Source organism: Candidatus Polarisedimenticolia bacterium, from assembly GCA_036001465.1.
Lineage (GTDB): Bacteria > Acidobacteriota > Polarisedimenticolia > Gp22-AA2 > Gp22-AA2 > Gp22-AA3.
Window position 1 is genome coordinate 1 of the sequence record DASYUH010000011.1, and the last position, 20,858, is coordinate 20,858.

At 66.1% G+C, this 20,858-nt stretch carries 16 protein-coding genes; all 16 read left to right on the forward strand.

Features of this window, described 5'->3' with window-relative positions:
• On the forward strand, nucleotides 1–559 hold a 559-nt coding region (locus VGV60_02035), incomplete at its 5' end, for an HNH endonuclease signature motif containing protein (protein HEV8700032.1).
• Nucleotides 560–753: 194 nt separating this feature from the next.
• The gene (gene tig, locus VGV60_02040) at nucleotides 754–2,040 is read left to right on the forward strand and encodes a trigger factor (protein HEV8700033.1); all 1,287 of its coding nucleotides are present in this window, start codon (nucleotides 754–756) and stop codon (nucleotides 2,038–2,040) included.
• Between the two features lie 6 nt (nucleotides 2,041–2,046).
• Nucleotides 2,047–2,631 (forward strand): ATP-dependent Clp endopeptidase proteolytic subunit ClpP, encoded by a 585-nt coding sequence (gene clpP, locus VGV60_02045; protein HEV8700034.1) that lies wholly within the window; start codon nucleotides 2,047–2,049, stop codon nucleotides 2,629–2,631.
• A gap of 46 nt (nucleotides 2,632–2,677) precedes the next feature.
• Nucleotides 2,678–3,916 carry an ATP-dependent Clp protease ATP-binding subunit ClpX gene (clpX, locus tag VGV60_02050; GenBank protein ID HEV8700035.1) on the forward strand — a complete coding sequence of 413 codons (1,239 nt, stop codon included), beginning with the start codon at nucleotides 2,678–2,680 and terminating at the stop codon, nucleotides 3,914–3,916.
• The gene (gene lon, locus VGV60_02055) at nucleotides 3,917–6,334 is read left to right on the forward strand and encodes an endopeptidase La (GenBank protein ID HEV8700036.1); all 2,418 of its coding nucleotides are present in this window, start codon (nucleotides 3,917–3,919) and stop codon (nucleotides 6,332–6,334) included.
• Between the two features lie 109 nt (nucleotides 6,335–6,443).
• The gene (yihA, locus tag VGV60_02060) at nucleotides 6,444–7,121 is read left to right on the forward strand and encodes a ribosome biogenesis GTP-binding protein YihA/YsxC (protein HEV8700037.1); all 678 of its coding nucleotides are present in this window, start codon (nucleotides 6,444–6,446) and stop codon (nucleotides 7,119–7,121) included.
• 206 nt (nucleotides 7,122–7,327) lie between these two features.
• Nucleotides 7,328–8,596, forward strand: coding sequence for a transcription termination factor Rho (gene rho, locus VGV60_02065; protein ID HEV8700038.1), 1,269 nt, complete (start codon nucleotides 7,328–7,330; stop codon nucleotides 8,594–8,596).
• Between the two features lie 95 nt (nucleotides 8,597–8,691).
• Nucleotides 8,692–9,270: a hypothetical protein gene (locus tag VGV60_02070; GenBank protein ID HEV8700039.1), complete on the forward strand. Its 579-nt coding sequence runs from the start codon at nucleotides 8,692–8,694 to the stop codon at nucleotides 9,268–9,270.
• A gap of 164 nt (nucleotides 9,271–9,434) precedes the next feature.
• Nucleotides 9,435–11,708, forward strand: a complete 2,274-nt coding sequence (locus tag VGV60_02075) for a DUF5916 domain-containing protein (GenBank protein HEV8700040.1) — start codon at nucleotides 9,435–9,437, stop codon at nucleotides 11,706–11,708.
• 117 nt (nucleotides 11,709–11,825) lie between these two features.
• Nucleotides 11,826–12,134, forward strand: coding sequence for a 50S ribosomal protein L31 (rpmE, locus tag VGV60_02080; GenBank protein ID HEV8700041.1), 309 nt, complete (start codon nucleotides 11,826–11,828; stop codon nucleotides 12,132–12,134).
• 115 nt (nucleotides 12,135–12,249) lie between these two features.
• Nucleotides 12,250–13,314 (forward strand): peptide chain release factor 1, encoded by a 1,065-nt coding sequence (gene prfA, locus VGV60_02085; protein HEV8700042.1) that lies wholly within the window; start codon nucleotides 12,250–12,252, stop codon nucleotides 13,312–13,314.
• 20 nt (nucleotides 13,315–13,334) lie between these two features.
• Entirely contained in the window at nucleotides 13,335–14,192 is an 858-nt protein-coding gene (gene prmC / locus VGV60_02090; protein HEV8700043.1) for a peptide chain release factor N(5)-glutamine methyltransferase, read from the forward strand.
• 67 nt (nucleotides 14,193–14,259) lie between these two features.
• Nucleotides 14,260–15,492: a gephyrin-like molybdotransferase Glp gene (glp, locus tag VGV60_02095; GenBank protein HEV8700044.1), complete on the forward strand. Its 1,233-nt coding sequence runs from the start codon at nucleotides 14,260–14,262 to the stop codon at nucleotides 15,490–15,492.
• 288 nt (nucleotides 15,493–15,780) lie between these two features.
• Nucleotides 15,781–16,113, forward strand: coding sequence for a DUF6788 family protein (locus tag VGV60_02100; GenBank protein HEV8700045.1), 333 nt, complete (start codon nucleotides 15,781–15,783; stop codon nucleotides 16,111–16,113).
• Nucleotides 16,114–16,247: 134 nt separating this feature from the next.
• A complete protein-coding gene (locus tag VGV60_02105; GenBank protein HEV8700046.1) occupies nucleotides 16,248–17,309 on the forward strand; it encodes a hypothetical protein in 1,062 nt (353 codons plus the stop codon).
• Between the two features lie 444 nt (nucleotides 17,310–17,753).
• Nucleotides 17,754–20,774 carry a putative metal-binding motif-containing protein gene (locus VGV60_02110; GenBank protein ID HEV8700047.1) on the forward strand — a complete coding sequence of 1,007 codons (3,021 nt, stop codon included), beginning with the start codon at nucleotides 17,754–17,756 and terminating at the stop codon, nucleotides 20,772–20,774.
• Nucleotides 20,775–20,858 lie beyond the last annotated feature (84 nt).

Here is a 20,858-nt window from a genome sequence, read left to right on the forward strand (position 1 = left end):
CGAACCGTGGCCGGATCCTCACGCCGCGCCGTCCATGGTGGCAGCCCGGACGTTTTCCGTCCGCTCCCGCCGCGTGCCGGCCTGGGTCGGCCTCCTGGCGCTCCTCGAGGACTTCGTCCTCACCTGGGACCCGCCGCACCGTATCGCCCGCGCCCCGGCCGGCGCCTCGACAGACGAGCCGACACGCGCTCGGGCCGGCGCCCGGGCCCGAGTGTCGACCGGCGCCCCGAAGCGCCGCGGCGACCCGGTCTATTCCCGCGCTGGTTGGCGCTGCAGCGCCCCCGGCTGCACCTCGCGGAAGAACCTGGACGACCATCACGTCCTCTACCGCTCCCGGCGCGGCGGCAACGGGCTCGACAACCGAGTCTGCGCGTGCCGTTTCCACCACTACCTGGGAGAGCACGGCGAGCTGGCGTCCTGCTGCGGCAAGGCGCCGCTCGGCATCCTGTGGAGGCTCGGGAAGAAGGACCTCGGGGTCTGGTACCGTAACGAGCGGAGGGTTGACGCGCCAACGCCCGGGACTGAGGCCGGATCGCGCTCCGACGCAACGCGATCCTGATCGACGCCGGTGACAGGTCCGGGCCAGGTGGCCGGCCCGGGTGGCCGCCGGCCTGTCACCCTTGAATCGACCGGGGCATCCTGCTATCATCGCCCGCTGTCGAACGAAGACCAACTTCACCGGCTGGGTTCCATCCCCGAGTCGTTCCCCCAACAAACCAAGAGGATGACGCCGAGACGAGGGTATTGAAATTGATGAAAGTGGTGGTCAACGAGCTGGAAGGCTGCAAGCGCGGTCTCGAGGTCGAGATCCCGGGCGAGCAGGTCTCCGAGGAGCTCGAGAAATCGATCCGGGAGTACTCCCGGCACGCGCGGGTCCCCGGCTTCCGCCAGGGGAAGATCCCGCTCGATGTCGTGCGGCAGCGATTCGGGAAGGACGTCCGGGACGAGGTGGTCGGGCGGATGGTGCGCGAGTACTCGGCCCGGGCCCTCGAGGAGAAGAAGCTCCTGCCGGTGGACGCTCCGGTCCTCAACGAGGTCCACTACGAGGCGGGGCGGCCCCTGACGTTCAAGGCGACCTTCGAGGTCCGGCCGGTCGTGACCGTGGCGGATTATCGCGGCATGGCGATCTCGGTCGCGCGGCGCCAGGTCACCCCCGAGATGGTCGCGGCGTCGCTGGCCGAGCTGGCCGATCGCGCCGCCAAGCTGGAGGAGATCACCGGCCGCCCGGTGCAGAAGGGCGACTTCGTGGTCGGAACGCTGTCGTGCCGGTTCCTCAAGGGGAAGGGGAAGAACCTGGTCGACGAGCCGCTCTTCCTCGAGGCGGGCGCCGAGAACAACCATCCCGACTTCAACGCCGCGATCCTGGGGGCGCAGGCCGGGGATGCGCGCTCGTTCGAGACGACCTACCCCGACGAGGAACGGGCCGGCGCGCTGCGCGGATGCAGCGTCTCCTACACCATAAAAATCAAGGAATTAAAGAAGAAAGTGCTGCCGAATATCGACGACAATCTGGCCAAGGAACTGGGCGATTTTCAGAGTCTCGCCGAGCTCGAAAAGAAGGTGAAAAGCGAGCTGGAAAGACGGGCCAAAGCGTCGGAGGAGGCGGAGGCCAAGGACAAGATCCTGTCCTACCTGGTGGAACGGCACCCGATCGAGGTGCCGGTGGCCATGATCGATTCGGAAGTCGATCGGCGCCTGGAATCGATTGTCCGCGAGATGATCGCGGAGGGAAAGGATCCGTCCAGGGCGCAGGTGGATTGGAACGAGGAGCGGGCGAAGCTGGTCCCGGGGGCCACCAAGATGGTCCGGGCGATGCTGATCCTGGAAGCCATTGCCGAGCAGGAGGGGCTCCAGGCGACCGAAGACGACGTAAACGCCTGGCTGAAGGAGGAGGCGCGGCGGCGTCAGACGACCGTCGGTGCGCTGAAGGATCAACTGTCGCAAAGTGAGCGTCTGTCGGGGCTTAGGCGGCAGATCGTCAGGGAAAAGTCGCTTGACTTTGCGTTCAATGGTGCTAATATTACGCACGAGGTGAAGTAACCCATCATGCCACTCGTACCGATGGTGGTCGAACAGACCAACCGGGGTGAGCGTGCGTATGATATCTACTCCCGGCTTCTCAAAGACAACATTGTATTCATCGGGAGCGGGATCGACGACACGCTCAGCAATCTAGTCATTGCGCAGTTGCTGTACCTTGAGGCCGAAGACCCCGAGAAAGACATTTCCGTCTATATCAACAGCCCGGGTGGTTCCGTTACGGCGGGACTCGCCATCTACGACACGATGCAGTTCATACGCCCCGATGTCTCCACGATCTGCATCGGGCAGGCCGCCAGCATGGCCGCGGTGCTGCTCGCGGCGGGCTCACCGAAAAAGCGTTTTGCCCTTCCGAATTCTCGAGTCATTCTGCACCAGCCGATGGGCGATTTTTCCGGACAGGCGACGGACGTCGACATCCACGCCAAGGAGATTCTGAGGATTCGCGAGCGCCTGAACAGCATTCTGTCCCACCACACGGGGCAGCCGATGGAGAGGATGCAGCGCGACACGGACCGGGACTTCATCATGACGGCGATCGCTTCCAAGGAATACGGCATCATCGATCAGGTCATTTCCAAGCGCGAGTAGCAGCGGATCCCAGGCAACATCAGAAGTTCTTTCCAGGAGATAGGTCATGGCCGGCAAGCGTGGTGACGGCGAATCATTGAGATGCAGTTTCTGCAATAAGGACCAGCGGGACGTCAAGAAGCTGATCGCCGGCCCCACGGTATACATCTGCGACGAGTGCGTCGACATCTGCCTGGACATCATCGCCGAGGAGCGCGAGCCGGACGAGCCCAAGGCCAAGGTGAAGCTGCCCAAGCCGGTCGAGATCCGCGAGTTCCTCGACGAATACGTGATCGGCCAGGAAAAGGCCAAGAAGAAGCTCGCGGTCGCGGTGTACAACCACTACAAGCGCAACGAGCTGTCGAAGCGCCGCTCCGAGGTCGAGGTCCAGAAGAGCAACATCCTGCTCATCGGGCCGACCGGCACCGGCAAGACGCTCCTGGCCCAGACGCTGGCGAAGCTCCTGAGCGTGCCGTTCGCGATCGTCGACGCCACGACGCTCACCGAGGCGGGATACGTCGGGGAGGACGTCGAGAACATCCTCCTGAGGCTCCTGCAGGCCGCCGGGAACGACCTGGAGAAGGCCAAGCGGGGGATCATCTACATCGACGAGGTCGACAAGATCAGCCGCAAGAGCGACTCGCCGTCCATCACCCGCGACGTCTCCGGCGAGGGGGTGCAGCAGGCGCTCCTCAAGATTCTCGAAGGGACGGTCGCGAACGTGCCGCCGCAGGGCGGGCGCAAGCACCCGCACCAGGACTTCATCCCGATGGACACCACGAACATCCTGTTCCTGTGCGGCGGGGCGTTCGTCGGGCTCGACGGCATCATCGAGCAGCGCATCGGCAAGAAGGCGATGGGGTTCAAGGCGGAGGTCAAGACCAAGTCGCAGCGCAACATGCAGGAGATCCTCGACCAGGTGCAGCCCGGCGACCTGATCAAGTACGGCCTGATTCCCGAGTTCGTCGGCCGGCTCCCGGTGATCGGCGTCCTGGGCGACCTGGACAAGGACGCGCTGGTCAAGATCCTGACCGAGCCGCGCAACGCCCTGATCAAGCAGTACCAGAAGATTTTCGAGTACGAGAACGTCACGCTGACCTTCACCAAGGACGCGCTCGAAGCGATCGCCGAGCAGAGCCTGCAGCGCAAGATCGGGGCGCGGGGCCTGAGGCTGATCCTCGAAGACCTCATGCTGGACCTCATGTACCAGTTGCCGTCGCGCTCGGACATCACCGAGTGCGTGATCACCCGTGAGGTCGTGGAGAACAAGACGGCCCCCATCATCCTGATGGAGAAAGCAGGGTAAATGATCAACGCCTTCGAGGATCGGGGCCGGAAAATCGACACGCTGCCGCTCGTTCCGCTTCGGGACGTGGTGGTCTTCCCCTACACGATGATCCCGTTCGTGGTGGGGCGCAAGCCGTCGCTCGTGGCCGTCGAGAAGGCCCTGGCGTCGGACAAGCGGATTTTCCTGGCGACGCAGCGCGACGCCAAGACCGACGACCCTAAGGCCGACGAGATCAACTACATCGGCACCATCGCCAACATCGTCCAGAGCCTGAAGCTCCCGAACGGCAACATCAAGCTGCTGGTGGAGGGCGTGTCGCGCGGCAAGGTGTTCGAGATCCGCGAAGAGGAAGGCTACCTGGTCGCGCTGCTCGAGCCGATCGAAGGGAAGGTCGACCTGACTCCCGAGATCGAAGGCGAGATGGGCAAGGTCGTCTCGCTGTTCGAGAAGTACGTGAAGCTCTCGCCGAACCTGCCCTACGAGACGATGATCTCGACCATCCGCGTCTCCGAGCCGGGCCGCCTGACCGATACCATCGCGGCCCACGTGCAGGTCGGGATCGAAGAGAAGCAGAACCTGCTGGAGACCTTCGGCCCCGGCGAGCGGCTGACGATCCTGGCGAACCTGCTGGACGCCGAGATCGAGAAGCTGCGTGTCGATCGGCGCATCCATCAGCGCGTCAAGAAGCAGATGGAGAAGGCCCAGAAGGAGTACTACCTCAACGAGAAGATGAAGGCGATCCAGCAGGAGCTGGGGCGCAAGGACGACAAGCTCAACGAGATCGAGGAGCTGAAGGAGAAGATCGCGGCCGCCCGGATGTCGAAGGAGGGGCTCGAGAAGGCGATGCAGGAGCTGAAGCGCCTCGAGGTCATGCCCCCCGTGAGCGCCGAGGCGACGGTGTCGCGCAACTATCTCGACTGGCTGATCTCCGTTCCCTGGCACAAGCGGACCAAGGAGATCCGGGACCTCGACTTCGCCGAGAAGGTCCTGAACGAGGACCACTACGGCCTCGAGAAGATCAAAGAGCGCATCGTCGAGTTCCTGGCGGTGCGCCGCCTGGTGAACAACAAGAGCATGAAGGGGACGATCCTGTGCTTCGTCGGGCCGCCGGGCGTCGGCAAGACGTCGCTGGCGCAGTCGATCGCCAAGGCGACGGGGCGCAAGTTCGTGCGCGTCTCCCTGGGCGGCGTGCGCGACGAGGCGGAGATCCGCGGGCACCGCCGCACCTACATCGGCGCCTTCCCGGGACAGGTCATCCAGATGATGAAGAAGGCCGGGACGAAGAACCCGGTCTTCCTGCTCGACGAAGTGGACAAGATGAGCATGGATTTCCGGGGCGACCCGTCCTCGGCGCTCCTGGAGGTGCTCGACCCCGAGCAGAACTCCACGTTCCTGGACCACTATCTCGACACCGAGTTCGACCTGTCGCAGGTGATGTTCATCTGCACGGCGAACATCACCCACCCGATTCCGCCGGCGCTGCGCGATCGGATGGAGATCCTGCGGCTGGCGGGCTACACGATGTTCGAGAAGCTGAACATCGCGCAGCGCTTCCTGCTCCCGAAGCAGCTGAAGAACCATGGGCTCGACCCGAAGAAGTTCCCGTTCGAGGAGGCGACGATCCAGGAGATCATCGAGCGCTACACCCGTGAAGCGGGGGTGAGGAACCTGGAGCGCGAGATCGCCTCCATCTGCCGCAAGCTGGCCCGCCGGGTCGTGAGAGAGGGGAAGGACTACCAGTACACCGTGAAGCAGGAGCACCTCACCGACCTTCTCGGCGTGCCCCGCTACCGTCCCGCCACCAGCGACAAGAAGAGCGAGATCGGCATCGCTACCGGACTGGCCTGGACCGAGACCGGCGGCGAGATCCTGGTGACCGAGGCCACCCTGATGAAGGGGCGCGGCAAGCTGACGCTGACCGGCAAGCTGGGCGACGTCATGCAGGAATCGGCGCAGGCCGCGCTGTCGTGGATCCGCTCGCGCGGCCAGATGCTCGGCCTGGACGAGGATTTCTACCGCAAGTTCGACATCCACATCCACGTCCCCGAGGGGGCCATCCCCAAGGACGGGCCGTCCGCGGGCATCACCATGGCCACCGCCCTGGCGTCGCTCCTGACCAAGACCCCGGCGCGCGGCGACGTGGCGATGACCGGCGAGATCACCCTGCGCGGGAAGGTCCTGCCGATCGGCGGCGTCAAGGAGAAGGTCCTGGCGGCCCACCGGCTGGGAATCCGGACCATCATCCTGCCGCGCGATAACGAGAAGGACCTGGCGGATGTCCCGGAAGACATCCAGAAGACCCTCGAGTTCCGTCTGGTGGACACCATGGACGAGGTCCTCCAGATTGCCCTGGACCGGGGAGAACCGCACGGAGAGGTCGACAAGGAGTATAATAAGGACCTCGGCAAGGAAACCCCCGGTCCCATCGCTCATTAGCACGTCCTGAACGAAGGCCCGCGGGAAGGACCGGTCCCGCGGAGTTTCCCCGGCATCCCGGCTTGTTCGCGCCGCAGGCCGTTTCCGAAGCGATTTGGCCCAAGACCGCTTGGCCCATCCGGACATGAACATCATCGCCCGCCGCTTCCACATCAGCGCCACCCGGCCCGAGGACTTTCCCCGGGGGCCGCAGCCGCACATCGCCTTCATGGGGCGCTCGAACGTCGGCAAGTCGAGCCTCCTGAACCAGCTCCTGGGGGCGAAGGGGCTGGCCCGCACCAGCAAGGACCCGGGGCGCACGCGGGCGCTGAACTTCTTTCTCGTGAACGACCGGTTCTTCTTCGTGGATCTGCCGGGTTTCGGCTATGCCCGGGTCTCCGCCCGCGTGCGCGAGCAGTGGAAGGGACTCGTGGAGGCGTACCTGGTCCGGTCCGGGGGTCCGGACCTGGCCCTGCACCTGGTGGACGCGCGGCACGATCCGACCGACATGGACGACGAGCTGCGCGAGTGGCTGCAGGAGGCGGGTGTCCGGCACGAAGTGGTTCTCACCAAGATCGACAAGCTGTCCGGGAGAGACCGGGCGCGATCGCTGCAGCGCGCCGCCCGGTGGCTCGGCCTGCCGGAGGGCACGGGCCCCCTCGCCGTGTCCTCCACGACCGGCCAGGGCATCCCGGCGCTGTGGCGCGTGATCGGCGACGTCCTTACGAAGCAACAGACATTCCGTCCGGAGCGGGCCGACGGGCCCGCCTCCAGGGCGGCAACCCAAGGAGGAAGGTCCACCCCGTGAATGGAGACAAAATGGATCGCGAAGTGAAACCCTCGAGAGAGTCCAGGCCCCCGCGTCAGGGAGGCCGTGAAGGCGGCCGGCCGCCGCGCCGCCCGCCGGCAGAGGAGGCCGTGCAAGCGCCGGTCGCCACCGACGGCGGAGCGGCGGGCGGCGTCACCACCGCGGTCGAGGAAGAAGTCGACCGCCAGGACGTGCCGCGCGCCGAGCTGTCGGGCGAGAAGCTCGACATCCGGACGCTCAAGGAAAAGTCGATCGCCGAGCTGACCGGCATCGCCAAGGCGCTCGACGTGCCGAATGCCACCGCCCTGCGCAAGCAGGAGCTGATCTTCGAGATCCTGCGGGCCCAGACGGAGAAGAGCGGGCTGATCTTCGCCGAAGGCGTCCTCGAGACCCTGCCGGACGGCTTCGGGTTCCTGCGGGCGCCCGAGTACAACTACCTCCCCGGCCCGGACGACATCTACGTCTCGCCGTCGCAGATCCGCAAGTTCGATCTGCACACCGGCGACACGATCTCCGGGCAGGTGCGGCCGCCGAAGGAGGGGGAGCGCTATTTCGCCCTGATCAAGGTCGAGGCGGTCAACTTCGAGCATCCCGACCAGGCGCGCGAGAAGATCTTCTTCGACAACCTCACGCCCCTCTACCCGAACCAGAGGATCAAGCTCGAGACCACGCGCGACAGCGTGTCCTCGCGCGTCCTCGACATCCTCTGCCCGATCGGCAAGGGCCAGCGCGGCCTCATCGTCGCGGCGCCGCGCACCGGCAAGACCATGCTGCTGCAGGCCATCGCCAACAGCATCACCCAGAACCATCCGGAGATCGTCCTGATCGTCCTGCTGATCGACGAGCGCCCGGAAGAGGTGACCGACATGCAGCGCTCGGTCAACGGCGAGGTCATCTCCTCGACCTTCGACGAGCCGGCCACCCGCCACGTGCAGGTCGCCGAGATGGTCATCGAGAAGGCCAAGCGGCTGGTCGAGCACCGCAAGGACGTCGTCATCCTGCTCGACTCGATCACGCGCCTGGCCCGCGCCTACAACACCATCGTGCCGCCGTCGGGCAAGGTGCTGTCGGGCGGCGTGGACGCCAACGCGCTGCAGCGCCCCAAGCGCTTCTTCGGTGCCGCCCGCAACGTCGAGGAGGGGGGATCCCTGACCATCATCGCCACGGCCCTCATCGAGACGGGGAGCCGCATGGACGACGTGATCTTCGAGGAGTTCAAGGGCACCGGCAACATGGAGATCCACCTGGATCGCAAGCTGGCGGATCGCCGCATCTACCCGTCGATCGAGATCACCCGCTCCGGAACGCGCAAGGAGGAGCTGCTCCTCGCCAAGCTGGAGCTGGATCGCTCCTGGGTGCTCCGCAAGGTCCTCAACTCCCTGTCCCCCGTCGAGGCCATGGAGCTTTTGATCGAGCGGATGCAGAAGACCAAGAACAACGACGAATTCCTGTCCTCCATGAGCAACATGGGGTAGGCCCGGTGCGGGGGCCGGGCCGGCGGGGGCCGCGCCATCACCGCACTCGTCCCGGCCGTGGAACGGTGCTAGAATCCATGCCAGGTGCGGTGACTATGAAGGCGCGGTCGGTTGCATTTCTGCTCTGCGCGGGGCTGGTTCTGGGCGCCGCGGTGTTCGAGGTCGCGGCCGACCCGCGCGGCTCGCACGAACGCGGCTCACGCCCGCACGGCTCGCGCGTGGATCGACGGTACGCGGGGCGGCTCTACGCAGGGCGGCCTCACCCGGGCCGCCCGGGCTCGGGCCGCTCGCAGCTCCGCTTCGGTTTCTCCTACGGCTTCCCGATCTACGGCTATTCCTACTATGGCTTCTATCCGGCGTACGCGTATCCGTACTCTCCCTACTACTACGGCTATTATCCCTACGGCCCCGGGTATTACAACGACTATGTCCCTGACGCCGGGTTCGTCGATCTCGACGTATGGCCCGAGGAAGCCGAGGTCTGGGTGGGCGACCGGCTTCTCGGCACCGCGGACGACTTCGACGGCTATCCCGACCTGCTGCCCCTCCGCCCCGGAAGGCGCACCGTCACGCTGCGAAGTCCCGGCTACGAAGATCTGAGGCTCAGGCTGGAGATCGTGGCGGGCACCAGGATCCGCATCCGCCGCGACATGGTGCCCCTGGAATCCGAGTAGCGATCGACGGCCTCGGTCCTTCTTCGCGCCATCGACCCCGGTGCATCAGTCCACGCTCCCCCGGAAGACCACGGCGGCGACACGCGTCGACAGGCCCGGACTAACGCGAGCCCGCATATCATGGTCTTCGTTCCGGAACGTCCATTTCCCCGAGGCATGGCTTCATGCAGCGCTATGGCATCCCGCTTGTCGCGATCCTGGCCTCCTGGGGCACCTGCGCCGGGGCGGAGCCGACACCCGCTGAAGCGTCCGGCGGTCCGATCGCCAGGGCCGTCCGGTGCGAATCGGCCATCCGCGTCGACGGGGTGCTGGACGAACCGTGCTGGCAGGCGGCGGAGCCGCTCAAGGACTTCGTCCAGCACCTGCCGGCGGAGGGGGCGCCCGCCACCCAGCCCACGGAGGTGCGCCTCCTGTTCGACGCCGAGAACCTCTATGTCGGAGCCGATCTCGCGGACGCCGAGCCCGGCCGCATCATCGCTCTCGAGATGAAGGAGGACGGTGACCTCAGGAACGACGACCTGTTCGGCATCATGCTCGACACGTTCCACGACCGGCGCAACGCCTTCTACTTCGAGGCCAACCCGAACGGCGCGCGCGGCGACGCCTTGGTCTACGACGAAGGGCGCGTGCAGTCGTTCGACTGGGACGGAGTCTGGCAGGTGCAGAGCCGCATCACCGATCGCGGCTGGACGGTCGAGATGCAGATCCCCTTCAAGACCCTCCACTTCGAACCCGGCCGGACGAATCCGTGGGGGCTCCAGCTCTGGCGCTACATCAGGCGCAGCACGGAGGACGTGTTCTGGGGCCGCCTGTCGCGCAACGAGGACCTCTTCCGCGTCTCGCGGGCGGGGACGCTCACCGGCCTCGAGGACATCCGGCAGGGGAAGAGCCTGGCGCTCAAGCCTTATGCCCTGGGAGGCGCCGACAGACAGCCGAGCCTCGGAGCGTCAGGCACCGAGCGCGAGAACGAGATCGGGCTGGACGCGCGCTATGACCTGACCCCGAACCTGGCCGCCGTCCTGACGCTCAACACCGATTTCGCCGAGACGGAGGTGGACGACCAGCAGGTCAACACCTCGCGCTTTCCCCTGTTCTTCCCCGAGAAGCGCGAGTTCTTCCTGGAGTCGACCGGTTTCTTCGATTTCGGCTACAACCGCACGGGCCCCGGGGCGCCGCCCGGGCTGCAGCCGTTCTTCAGCCGGCGGATCGGCCTGTCCGCGTCCGCCCTGCCGATCCCGATTCTCGGCGGGGCGAAGATGGCGGGGCGCATCGGCCGGACGAACCTGGGCTTCCTGAGCATCCTGGCCGACGACGCCGAGGGGCAGCCGCACACGAACTTCAGCGTCCTGCGCCTCAGCCGTGACGTCCTGGCGCGCTCGAATTTCGGGCTCATCGCGATCGGCAAGGAACCGTCCGGCCCGGACGATCCGGTCGACCCCGCCGATCCGTCGGCCGGGACGCACTCGAATCGCACCTACGGCGTCGATCTGAACCTGTCGGTCCTGCAGAACCTCAAGTTCGGCGGGTCGATCCTGCAGACCCGCACGCCCGGGCTCGGCACGAGCCAGGGAGCGGGCCACGCGTACGCCAACTGGAGCGACGACACCTGGGACGTGCAGTTCTCCCATCGCGACATCGGCCCGGGGTTCAACCCCGAGGTCGGCTTCGTGCAGCGCACCGGAATCGAGGAGTCGGAGGGGTTCCTCGCCTGGTCCTGGCGCTCCCGCACGGCGCTCGTGCGCCGCGTCGAGCCGCACACGCGGCACATCTATACCTCGTGGCAGGACCACCACCTGGCGACACGGTTCCAGCACTGGGCGCTCTCTCTGGAGTTCCGCGACGGGTCCGGGATCGAAGTCGGCTACCAGCCGACGTTCGACAGCCTGCGCGAGACGTTCACCCTGGACGCGGGGGACGACGCCGACCCCGCCGACGACGTGGAGGTCCGTCCGGGCGCCTACCATCCGGCGTACTGGCTGCTGCGCTACGACGGGAACGCGAGCCGCCCGCTCTCCGCCTCGCTGGCGATGGAGGCGGGAGACTTCTTCGACGGCGAGTACCGCTTCGTCGACCTGGGGGCCACGGCCCGCATCTCGCGGCACGTGCGCTTCGGCACCGGAGTCAGGCGCACCGAGATCGACCTGCCGTCCCGCCCCGCCGACGCGACGTCGCCGGCCCTGCCCCCCTCGGAGTTCAACCCGACACTTCTCTACGCGCGGTGGGGTCTCTATGCCACGACCCGTCTTCTGGCCGACGTCTTCGTGCAGTACAACTCCGCTCTCGACGACCTCTCGACCAACCTGCGTTTCAACTACAAGTACCGCCCCGGGTCGGACCTCTACGTCGTGTACACGGAGCGCCGCGACCGCGAGGGGCTGCCGTCCGACGTGGTGGATCGCTCGCTGACTGTGAAGTGGACCTGCCTGTTCTCGTTCTGAGCGTTCCCGCGTCGATCCACGCCGTCCCTTTGCAACCGGGGCCGGTTTCTTCTATAATGCCCTCTCCCGCCACATCGCGCGGTGCTTCGGGGCTTCCGCCCCCAGGGGAGTCGTCACATGAAGACCGGGATCCATCCCGCGTACAAGCAGGTCACCGTCGTCTGCGCCTGCGGGGAGACCTTCGTCACCCGCTCGACCCGGGACGACCTGCGTCTCGAGATCTGCGCCAAGTGCCACCCCTTCTTCACCGGCAAGCAGAAGCTGATCGACTCGGCCGGCCGCGTGGAGCGCTTCCAGAAGCGCTACACCAAGACCCAGGACATGGCGGGGAAGGCGGCCGCGACCAAGGCCGCGGCAGGCAAGGTGGCGGCCGGCAAGGCGGCCGCGGCCAAGGCCGGAGCGGCCTCCGGCAAGTCCGCCTCCTAGATCCCGTGTCCCCGGCCCTTCCCAACAGCTAGGATCTGTTTTCTTTCCCACCGTGCGGGTGGCGTCCGTCCCCGCGCGGTGCTAGATTTTCGTCAAGGAGCGTCGTGACGTGGAGATTCTGAATCGTCTCGCGGCCATCGAGGACCGGTTCGAGCAGCTCGCGCACCAGATGAGCGATCCGTCGCTGGTCTCGGACCAGGACCGCTACCGTCAGGTCACCAAGAGCTACTCCGAGCTGGAGAAGACCGTCTCGAGGTACCGCGAGTACAAGGAGGTGGCGCGGCAGATCCAGGAGTCGCAGGCCCTCATGAACGACGAGGAGATGCGCGCCATGGCCCGCGAGGAGCTGCAGTCCCTGGAGCAGCGCCGGGAGGCCCTCCTGGCCGAGCTGCGCACCCTGCTCCTGCCGAAAGATCCGAACGACGAGAAGAACGTGATCGTCGAGATCCGGGCGGGGACCGGCGGCGAGGAGGCCTCGCTGTTCGCCGGCGAGCTGTTCCGCATGTACAGCCGCTACGCCGAGCGGCGCGGCTGGCAGGTCGAAGTGCTGACCATGAGCCAGACCGGCCTCGGGGGGCTCAAGGAGGCGATCGCGCTCATCTCCGGCAACAAGGTCTACAGCCGGCTGAAGCACGAGAGCGGCGTGCACCGCGTGCAGCGCGTGCCGGCCACCGAGTCGTCGGGACGCATCCACACGTCCACGGCCACCGTGGCCGTCCTGCCCGAGGCGGACGACGTGCAGATCGAGGTGAACGAGAAGGACCTCAGGGTCGACACCTTCTGCGCCACGGGGCCGGGCGGCCAGGGGGTCAACACGACCTACTCGGCGATCCGGATCACCCACCTGCCGACCGGGACCGTGGTGCAGTGCCAGGACGAGCGCTCGCAGCACAAGAACAAGGCGCGCGCCATGAAGGTCCTGCGCTCGCGCCTGCTCGACTTCGAGATCCAGAAGCAGCGCGACTCCATCGCGAAGGACCGCCGGAGCCAGGTCGGCACCGGCGAGCGCTCCGAGAAGATCCGCACCTACAACTTCCCGCAGAACCGGCTGACCGACCACCGCGTGAACCTCACGATCCACCGGCTGCCCGAGATCCTGGAAGGGGACCTCGACCCGGTCATCGAGCCGATCTCCGCCCACTTCCAGGCGGAGGCGTTGAAGGAAGAGGTGCGCGTCTGAGCAGCCGCAGCGCGTCCTCCCTGGTCGAGGAAGGGAGGACGGCCCTGCAGGCGGCCGGCGTCCCCGAGCCGCTCCGGGACGCCGAGGTCCTGCTGGCCTTCGTCCTGGGCGTCGAGACATCCGGCCTGCACGCCCGCCCCGACAGGCTGGTGGAGGCCCCGGTCGCATCGCGGTACCGCGATCTGGTCGCGAGGCGCGCCGCCCGCCAGCCCCTGCAGTACCTGACCGGCGTCCAGGAGTTCTGGTCGCTGGCGTTCAAGGTGACCCCGGCCGTCCTGATCCCGCGCCCCGAGACCGAGGGGCTCATCGAGGCCTTCCTGCGACTCTGCGAGTCGGCCGACCCGGTCGTCCTGGACATCGGCACCGGCAGTGGCTGTCTCGCGGTGACCGTCGCGCGGGAGATCCCCCGGGCGCGCGTCTTCGCGGGGGACCTCTCCGAGGAGGCGCTCGGCGTGGCCCGCGAGAACGCCGCCGCGCATGGAGTCGCCGCCCGGATCGAGTTCCGCCGCGGCGATCTGTTCGGGCCGTTCCGCGGGTCGGGCCCGGGCCCCGACCTGTCGGCACGCGCCGATTTCATCCTGACGAACCCGCCCTACCTCGGCGACGGCGAGTTCCCCGCCCTCATGCCGGAGGTGCGCGACCACGAGCCCCGGGCCGCCCTGTCGGCCGGCCCCGACCCCCTCGCCGTGCACCGCCGTCTCGCCCGCGAGTGCGGCGACTTCCTGAGGCCGGGCGGGTACCTGATCGCCGAGATGGGGCTCGGCCAGGAGGCGGCCCTGCGGGCCCTGTACGGCGGGCAGCCTCGCCTCGAGGTCACCGCCGTCCACGCGGACCTCGCCGGCATCCCGCGCGTCCTCGTCGTCCGCGCGCGCGGCTGACCGACCCGCTGCCGGCCAACCCCTCCCCGCTGCGGTCTGCCGCCGGGCGCCGCGATATACTTCAGCCATGAGTGAGCCCCTGCTCGTCGACCGGGCGCTGTCGATCGTCCTGGATGCCGCGCCCGTCCTGCCTTTCGAAGACGTGCCCATGGACGAGTCGCCGGGCCGCTACCTTCAGGAAGAGGTGCGCGCCGACCGCGACTACCCCGACTTCGACAAGTCGAGGATGGACGGATTCGCCGTCATCGCCGCCGACCTAAAGGACACGCTCCGGCCGCTGCGGATCCTGCAGGAGATCCCCGCCGGAATGGACCCGGCGGCCCTGAAGAAGGTGACCCCCGGCAGCGCGTCGCGCATCATGACCGGCGCCCCGGTCCCGCCGGGGGCCGACGCCGTCCTGATCGTGGAGGAGACCGAGCCGGTGCCGGGCGATCCGAGCACCGTCCGACCAAAGAGCGCCGTCCAGGCCGAGGCCAACCTCGCGCGTCGCGGCACAGACGTCCGCAAGGGGGAGGTCCTGCTCCGTCCCGGCGAGTTCATAGGGCCCGGCGAGATCGGCGTTTTGGCCTCCTGCGGCCGCACCCGCGTCCGTGTGGGCAGCCTGCCGCGCCTGGCGATTCTCGCCACCGGCGACGAGTTGGTCGAGCCCGACCGGCCCCCGGCCCCCGGCCGGATCCGAAACAGCAACGGCCCGCTCCTCCACGCGCTGGCGCGGCGCGCCGGAGTCCCGGCTCGCTACCTCGGCATCGCCCCCGACGACGAGGCCCCGCTCCGGCGGATGATCGAGGACGGTCTCTGCGACAACGTACTCGTCCTCTCGGGGGGTGTGTCCATGGGCGTCTACGACCTGGTCGGCAAGACGCTGCGCGCCGCCGGCGTCGAGATCCTCTTCGACAGGGTAGCGATCAGGCCCGGCAAACCGTTCACCTTCGGCCGTCGCGGCCGCACGCTCGTCTTCGGCTGCCCCGGCAATCCGGTCTCGACCTACGTCATCTTCCAGGTGTTCGCGCGGCCGGCGCTCCGACGGATGATGGGTTGCCCGGACCCCGTCCGGCCCCCCGTGCGCGGCGTCCTCAAGTCCTCCGTCCGCCAGCGTCCGGGCCGCGCCGGCTACGTCCAGGCCCGGACGCGGTGGAACGGGACGGCCTATGACGTCGAGGTCATCCCGAGCAGTGGGTCCGCCGATTTCGTCGCCTGCGCCCGCGGCAACGCCTTGGCCATCGTGCCCCCCGGCGTCTCCTCCATGGCGCCCGGCGACCCGATCGACGTGGTCCTGCTGGACGACCACGAGGCCCGCTGACCGTCCCGGTTGCAGCAAGCGCGCACCGCATCGAGTGGCCGAAGCCGTGCAGTACCGAACTTTCGACCGATACTCCCCCGGCGCGGGAAGCTGGGATTGGGGAATCAGCCTGTCGGATGGATCATCACAGGGGTTCCGCATCGGGGATAGCTGAACCCGGTCCGCGCCCAGTCGGGCCACGGAGTTAGCCCGGGATTCCCTTCCCGGAGGAAATTCGCGTTGACGAGAGCGAGGTTTTCGCTTGCATGTCTGATATATTAATGATATATCAGTCACGAGGAGGCCGGCATGCTCCCACGAACCGCCCTGCCCAAGGACCACCGCGCCCAGTATTCGAGGCTCCGGCTCCTGCTCAGGGAGCCCGGACTGATGCGCGGTACCCTCGTCGAGATGCGCCGCTCGTGTGGCAAGCCCTCCTGCCGGTGCCGCACCGATCCCGCGGCCCGCCATGGCGCGCTCTATCTGGCCCTCAGCCTCAACGGCAAGCACCGCACCGTCTACATCCCAGTTGAGTGGGAGACGCGGGTGCGGGAGTGGGTGGCACGTTATGCGGAGGTGCGACAGCTGCTCGAGCAGATCTCCCTGGGGTTTCTCGGGCGGCTGAAGAAGCGGGAGAGATAGCCCTGCTCCGGCGTTTCGCCGCCTACCTCGAGAGACGCTTCGGCTTTTCCCGTCTCCTGGAGGGACTGCACGACGGTCGGCTGCTGCCCCAGATCCCGACGCGCGCCGTTTGGCTGGCGGTCCTGGGGATGTATGTGCTGCGCGTGCGCAGCTTCAACGCGTTGGAGCAGGACCTGCGCCGTTCCCGGCGGTGGGAGGCGTGGGTCGGGGCTCGCAAACCGAGCGCCGACACCCTCGGCCGCGTCGTCGCCAGTATGTCAGCGGAGAAGACGCGCCAGATCCTGTCGGCCGTCCTGCACCGCGCGTGGCGCAGCAAGGCGATTCATCTCCGGCCGGGCGAGTCGTATCGGGTGGTGGCGGTCGATGGCCACGAGATCGGCGCCTCGCGGGCCCGCTGCTGCCCGCAATGCCTGGTGCGGGAGATCCCGTGCACCACCGGCACCGTGCGGGAGTACTACCACCGCTTCGTGGCCGCCCAGTGGGTCGGCGTCCTGCCCCCCGTCCTCCTCGACCTCGAGCTCATCCGTCCCGGCGAGGGCGAAGTCGCGGCGGCACGACGACTCCTTAAGCGCATCCTGCACCAGCACGCCCGCCTGATCGACGTGATCTCGGCCGACGCCCTGTATCTCGAGGCCCCCTTCCTCGAACCGATCCTGGACGCCGGCAAGCACGTGGTGATCGTCATGAAGCAAGAACGGCGGGAGCTGTTTCAGGACGCCGAGCAGCTGAAGTGTCTGGTCGCTCCCCAGGTCCTGGTGGAGGGACCCAAGACCACCCGCCTTTGGGACCTCTCCAACCTGTCGACCTTCACGACCCTCCGTCGGACCGTCCGGGTCGTCTGGGCGGAGGAACAGACGCGCCAACGCAAGATGGTCGGCGGGAGCCTCACCGACGTCCTGGAGGAGAAGACCTGGGTCTGGGTCACCGATCTCCTCGCCGCCACCGTGCTCCCCACCAAGATCCAACGCTGGGGTCACGACCGCTGGGTATCGAAGACCGGGGGTTCAACGAGCTCGTCACCCTGTGGCACCTGGACCACTACTTCATCCACGACCCCACCGCGATCGAGGTCCTCCTCCTCACCCTCGCCATCGCCTTCGCCACCACCTACCTCTTCTATGAACGCAATCTCAAGCCTCCCGTTCGCCGCCACCTCACGCGCCTGGCCCTGGCCGCCCGCATGGCCGATGACCTGACACTCCTTGACGGCGCCAGCGCCTGGTCGCGGCTTGAACCCTCGGGCTGAACCGGGGCCCGCCCCATCTGCCTGAAGCCCGCGCTCCCGCCGAGACCGCACCGGCGGCCCCGCGCCCAAACCTCCTTCCTACCCCGCGCGAGAGCGCCAGCCCTCTCCTCGCCCGCACCCCCCGAACTCTCCAAACGCCCTCCGCCCGAATCTCCATCCCTCCCAAACCCCATCCTGTCAGTCCGCAGCCGCAGGATGCGGAATCCTTGGGATCATCATTGGCTCCTTGACACTAGAACTAAAAGAGCGTAATAAGCCAGCCAAGCTTACTCTCTCGAGGAATCATTGGCCAAGCCACCCGTCGAACCTCCCAGTTCGCTGCGGCGCCCCCGTCTAGTCGAGCAGGGCAGAGAGGAATCACACAATGCATTCACCAAGATGGATCGCAACGCTCTTGATCCTGAGTTCTCTGAGCTTGGCCAGCACGTTTGCCGCAGACATCACGATCGACGCTCGCGCCTTGACTGAAAGGTACTTCAATCTCCAACCTGGTACTGGCTGTCTCGACGCTACGCAAGTGCAACAGCTCACGGTCGTTCCGGGGACCTATACGTTTGTGGGATGCTACACCGGTGGCGCACTCGATTTCGCTGTAGGTCAAGATGGAAACATCACCTACGATACTTCGTTGCAAGGCAAAATGGAGGGGGCGGGAACGCCCGCGCTCGTCGTGAACGGATTCAGTATCACGCTCGATTCCACCCCGTTGAGTGAGCCCGGCTATACATTTTATGGTCTCTCTCTTTCCTGTGTGACTGGGACGGAACCGCAAACGTGGAATCTCCTTCCTACCACGAGCTATCGCTATAGTTATCAGGTATGCCCCCGTGCGTCAGCAACCAGTTTTGTCGCGTTCTCTTTTGGAGTCGGGCTCGATGGAAACATTACCTACGATCCCTCTGATTACCTTGAAGGGGTCGGGACGAATAGACTCCTCGTAAAGGGATTCGAGATCCTAATTGACGCCCGCGCTCTGACGGAGAAACTCTTCGAGCTTTATGGTGTGCTGCAGCCAATGGATGGGAGCAGGGTGCAGCCGCTGAGGCTACTGCCGTCAACCTACCTCTTTCTCAACAGACCGAGTATCTCCCAATTCTATTTCGGTGTGGATGCGACCACGGGGTTCGTCACCTACGATCCCTCCTTGGAAGGGGTCGTGCACGGGGAGGGGAGCCGGCTCACCGTGAAAGGTTTCCCTATCACCTTGGATGCCACGAATCTCACGGAACCACGATTCCGGGTCGCTGGTGTGACCAGCTGTCTGAACGGGTGGCGGCCGCAGACAATGCAGCTACTCCCAGGCGGCACATTCACCTTCGTGGGATGCAGCAGCGGAGCAAGTTTCTCATTCTCCGTGGGAACGAACGGTCGTGTCGACTATTCTCCCGCGCTGGATCTTGTGGTAAAGGGCAGAGCCGTCGACAAGACCTTGAGAGTCGTCGGTGCCCACGTCATCGTCGCGCCAGATGTCGGTTTCGATAAGGATGTGTGGACTCCCCTAGACCCACATATCTCGTGTGCCGGGAGGCTCCATTTCACCGTGCTTCCGGAACAATACTCCGTGTGTGTGTCGGAGGACACATGCTATGCCTTCGTGGTCGCGCAGGATCGCAATCTCACACCCACGGAAATCACCACCCCCTACGGCAGATTTCAATTGCTCCTCGGACCGGATCCCTCCAAACCCGGCGATTTCTCATATCGACTCAAGTGTGACACAGTCGAACCGGCGTATATCAGCGGACGGGTGATCGTTGACCTCGACGAGAACTGCCGCGAGAACAGACCGGACGAGGTCGCTGTGGCCGCCGCGAAGGTCCGCATTACCAGCATTCCCAAACCAGGACAACCACGACCGACGTGGTACGCCTGGACCGGAGCCAACGGTCAGTACGTGGCACCGCTCCAGAGCGGGGATTACCTGGTTGAACTGGTCCCTACGAGCACGATCGGACCGGTGTGCCTGCAGCCCCACGTCGTGAGCGTGTCCCCGGGAGCTCCCTCGTCGGGCAACGACTTCTACGTTCGATATCGGTGCGCAGCTGTGGCGACCCTCACAGCCACATATGGCAACCCGGCGGTCTGCAACGGAAGACCGATCCAGTCCGCCTGCCCGACGGCTCGACAGCTCTATTGCGCCGATTTCAGGAATGCGGGTACCGTGCCTATTCTGGAGGCCGGTCCTCAACATCCCGTAGGACGCCTGACGGTCGATCTGGCTGATACAGCCGAATTCTCTGGCGAGACGGTCGTGAGCAACACGTGCCCGACGACCACGTCTGATTCACTCACCGCGGCACCGAACCTCTCCTGGGATCTCCAGAGCGCCCTTGCACCCCCGGGAATCAGCTGCAAGATCTGCGTCGAGTTGGAAGTCGTGGCGTGCGACAACTCATACCAGCCGGCGCGCCTCGTGACAAGGGCAGGCCTCGATGCGTTTTGCCCGCCCGAACCGCAATCAGGCACCACAAACTTCATAGCAGTTCGGCCGACGACGACATTGGTCGATCCCAGATCGGGCCTGCCCTATGAAGAGTGCAAATGCTCGTGCGACCCAAACGACAAAACGGTGCAGCCCTCGGGATGCGGTCCGGAGGGCTTCATTGGTCAGGACGAAGCGCTCACGTACATGATCCGCTTTCAGAACCTTGGGCTGACGCCCGCCCTCGACGTCGTCGTTCTGGATGCCATCGACCCGAATCTCGATCCCGACACCCTGGAAATCGTCACAACAAGCCATCCGTACACGTCGATCGCGATCCTTCCGAATAACGTGCTCGAATGGTCCTTCACGGGAATCAATCTACCTCACAGTACGCAAGACGAGCTGGGGAGCCAGGGGTTTATCATCTTCCGGATCAGGCCGAGAGCGGGGGTCCCGGACGGGACGGAATTCATCAACGGCGCGGCCATCTTCTTCGACCAGAACGCTCCTGAGATCACCAACGTGACGCTCAACACAGTCGGCCCGGCACAGATCGCCGATCTGGATGGCGATGGCCTCAGCCCCTGCCAGGGCGACTGCAACGATCTGGACCCCTCTGTGCATCCCGGTGCGCCGGAAATCTGCGACGGCAAGGACAACGACTGCGACGGTATCGTGGACGGACCGCAGGCCGCACCTGGAGAGGTCACGGGACTGAGCCTCGGCTCCGACAAGGCGACCGTCGCCTGGGATGCGGGCGCCGCCGCCTACGATGTGGTTCACGGGGCGCTCAACGAGCTGCCCGTGGGAGGCGGCGCGTCCGAATCCTGCCTGGCCTCGGGAACGGCGGCGACCACAGCTGTCGACAACAGCACCCCGAGCATGGGCAGGGGTTTCTGGTATCTGGTGCGGGCCACGAACGCATGCGGAGTTGGGTCGTATGGGCTGGCGAGTAATGGCTCAGAGAGATCGAGCGCTGCCTGTCCTTGAAGAGGCGGCGAAGAGTCCGCAATCCTTGACCCCAGGGCAGATGGATGCGGTGCCGTGCCACGCGGGTCGTGGGCCGCTCGCGTT

Coding starts and splice junctions, on each gene's coding strand:
- tig (HEV8700033.1), top strand. CDS start 754: ATGAAAGTGGTGGTCAACGAGCTGGAAGGCTGCAAGCGCGGTCTCGAG.
- clpP (HEV8700034.1), top strand. CDS start 2,047: ATGCCACTCGTACCGATGGTGGTCGAACAGACCAACCGGGGTGAGCGT.
- clpX (HEV8700035.1), top strand. CDS start 2,678: ATGGCCGGCAAGCGTGGTGACGGCGAATCATTGAGATGCAGTTTCTGC.
- lon (HEV8700036.1), top strand. CDS start 3,917: ATGATCAACGCCTTCGAGGATCGGGGCCGGAAAATCGACACGCTGCCG.
- VGV60_02070 (HEV8700039.1), top strand. CDS start 8,692: ATGAAGGCGCGGTCGGTTGCATTTCTGCTCTGCGCGGGGCTGGTTCTG.
- VGV60_02075 (HEV8700040.1), top strand. CDS start 9,435: ATGCAGCGCTATGGCATCCCGCTTGTCGCGATCCTGGCCTCCTGGGGC.
- rpmE (HEV8700041.1), top strand. CDS start 11,826: ATGAAGACCGGGATCCATCCCGCGTACAAGCAGGTCACCGTCGTCTGC.
- glp (HEV8700044.1), top strand. CDS start 14,260: ATGAGTGAGCCCCTGCTCGTCGACCGGGCGCTGTCGATCGTCCTGGAT.
- VGV60_02100 (HEV8700045.1), top strand. CDS start 15,781: ATGCTCCCACGAACCGCCCTGCCCAAGGACCACCGCGCCCAGTATTCG.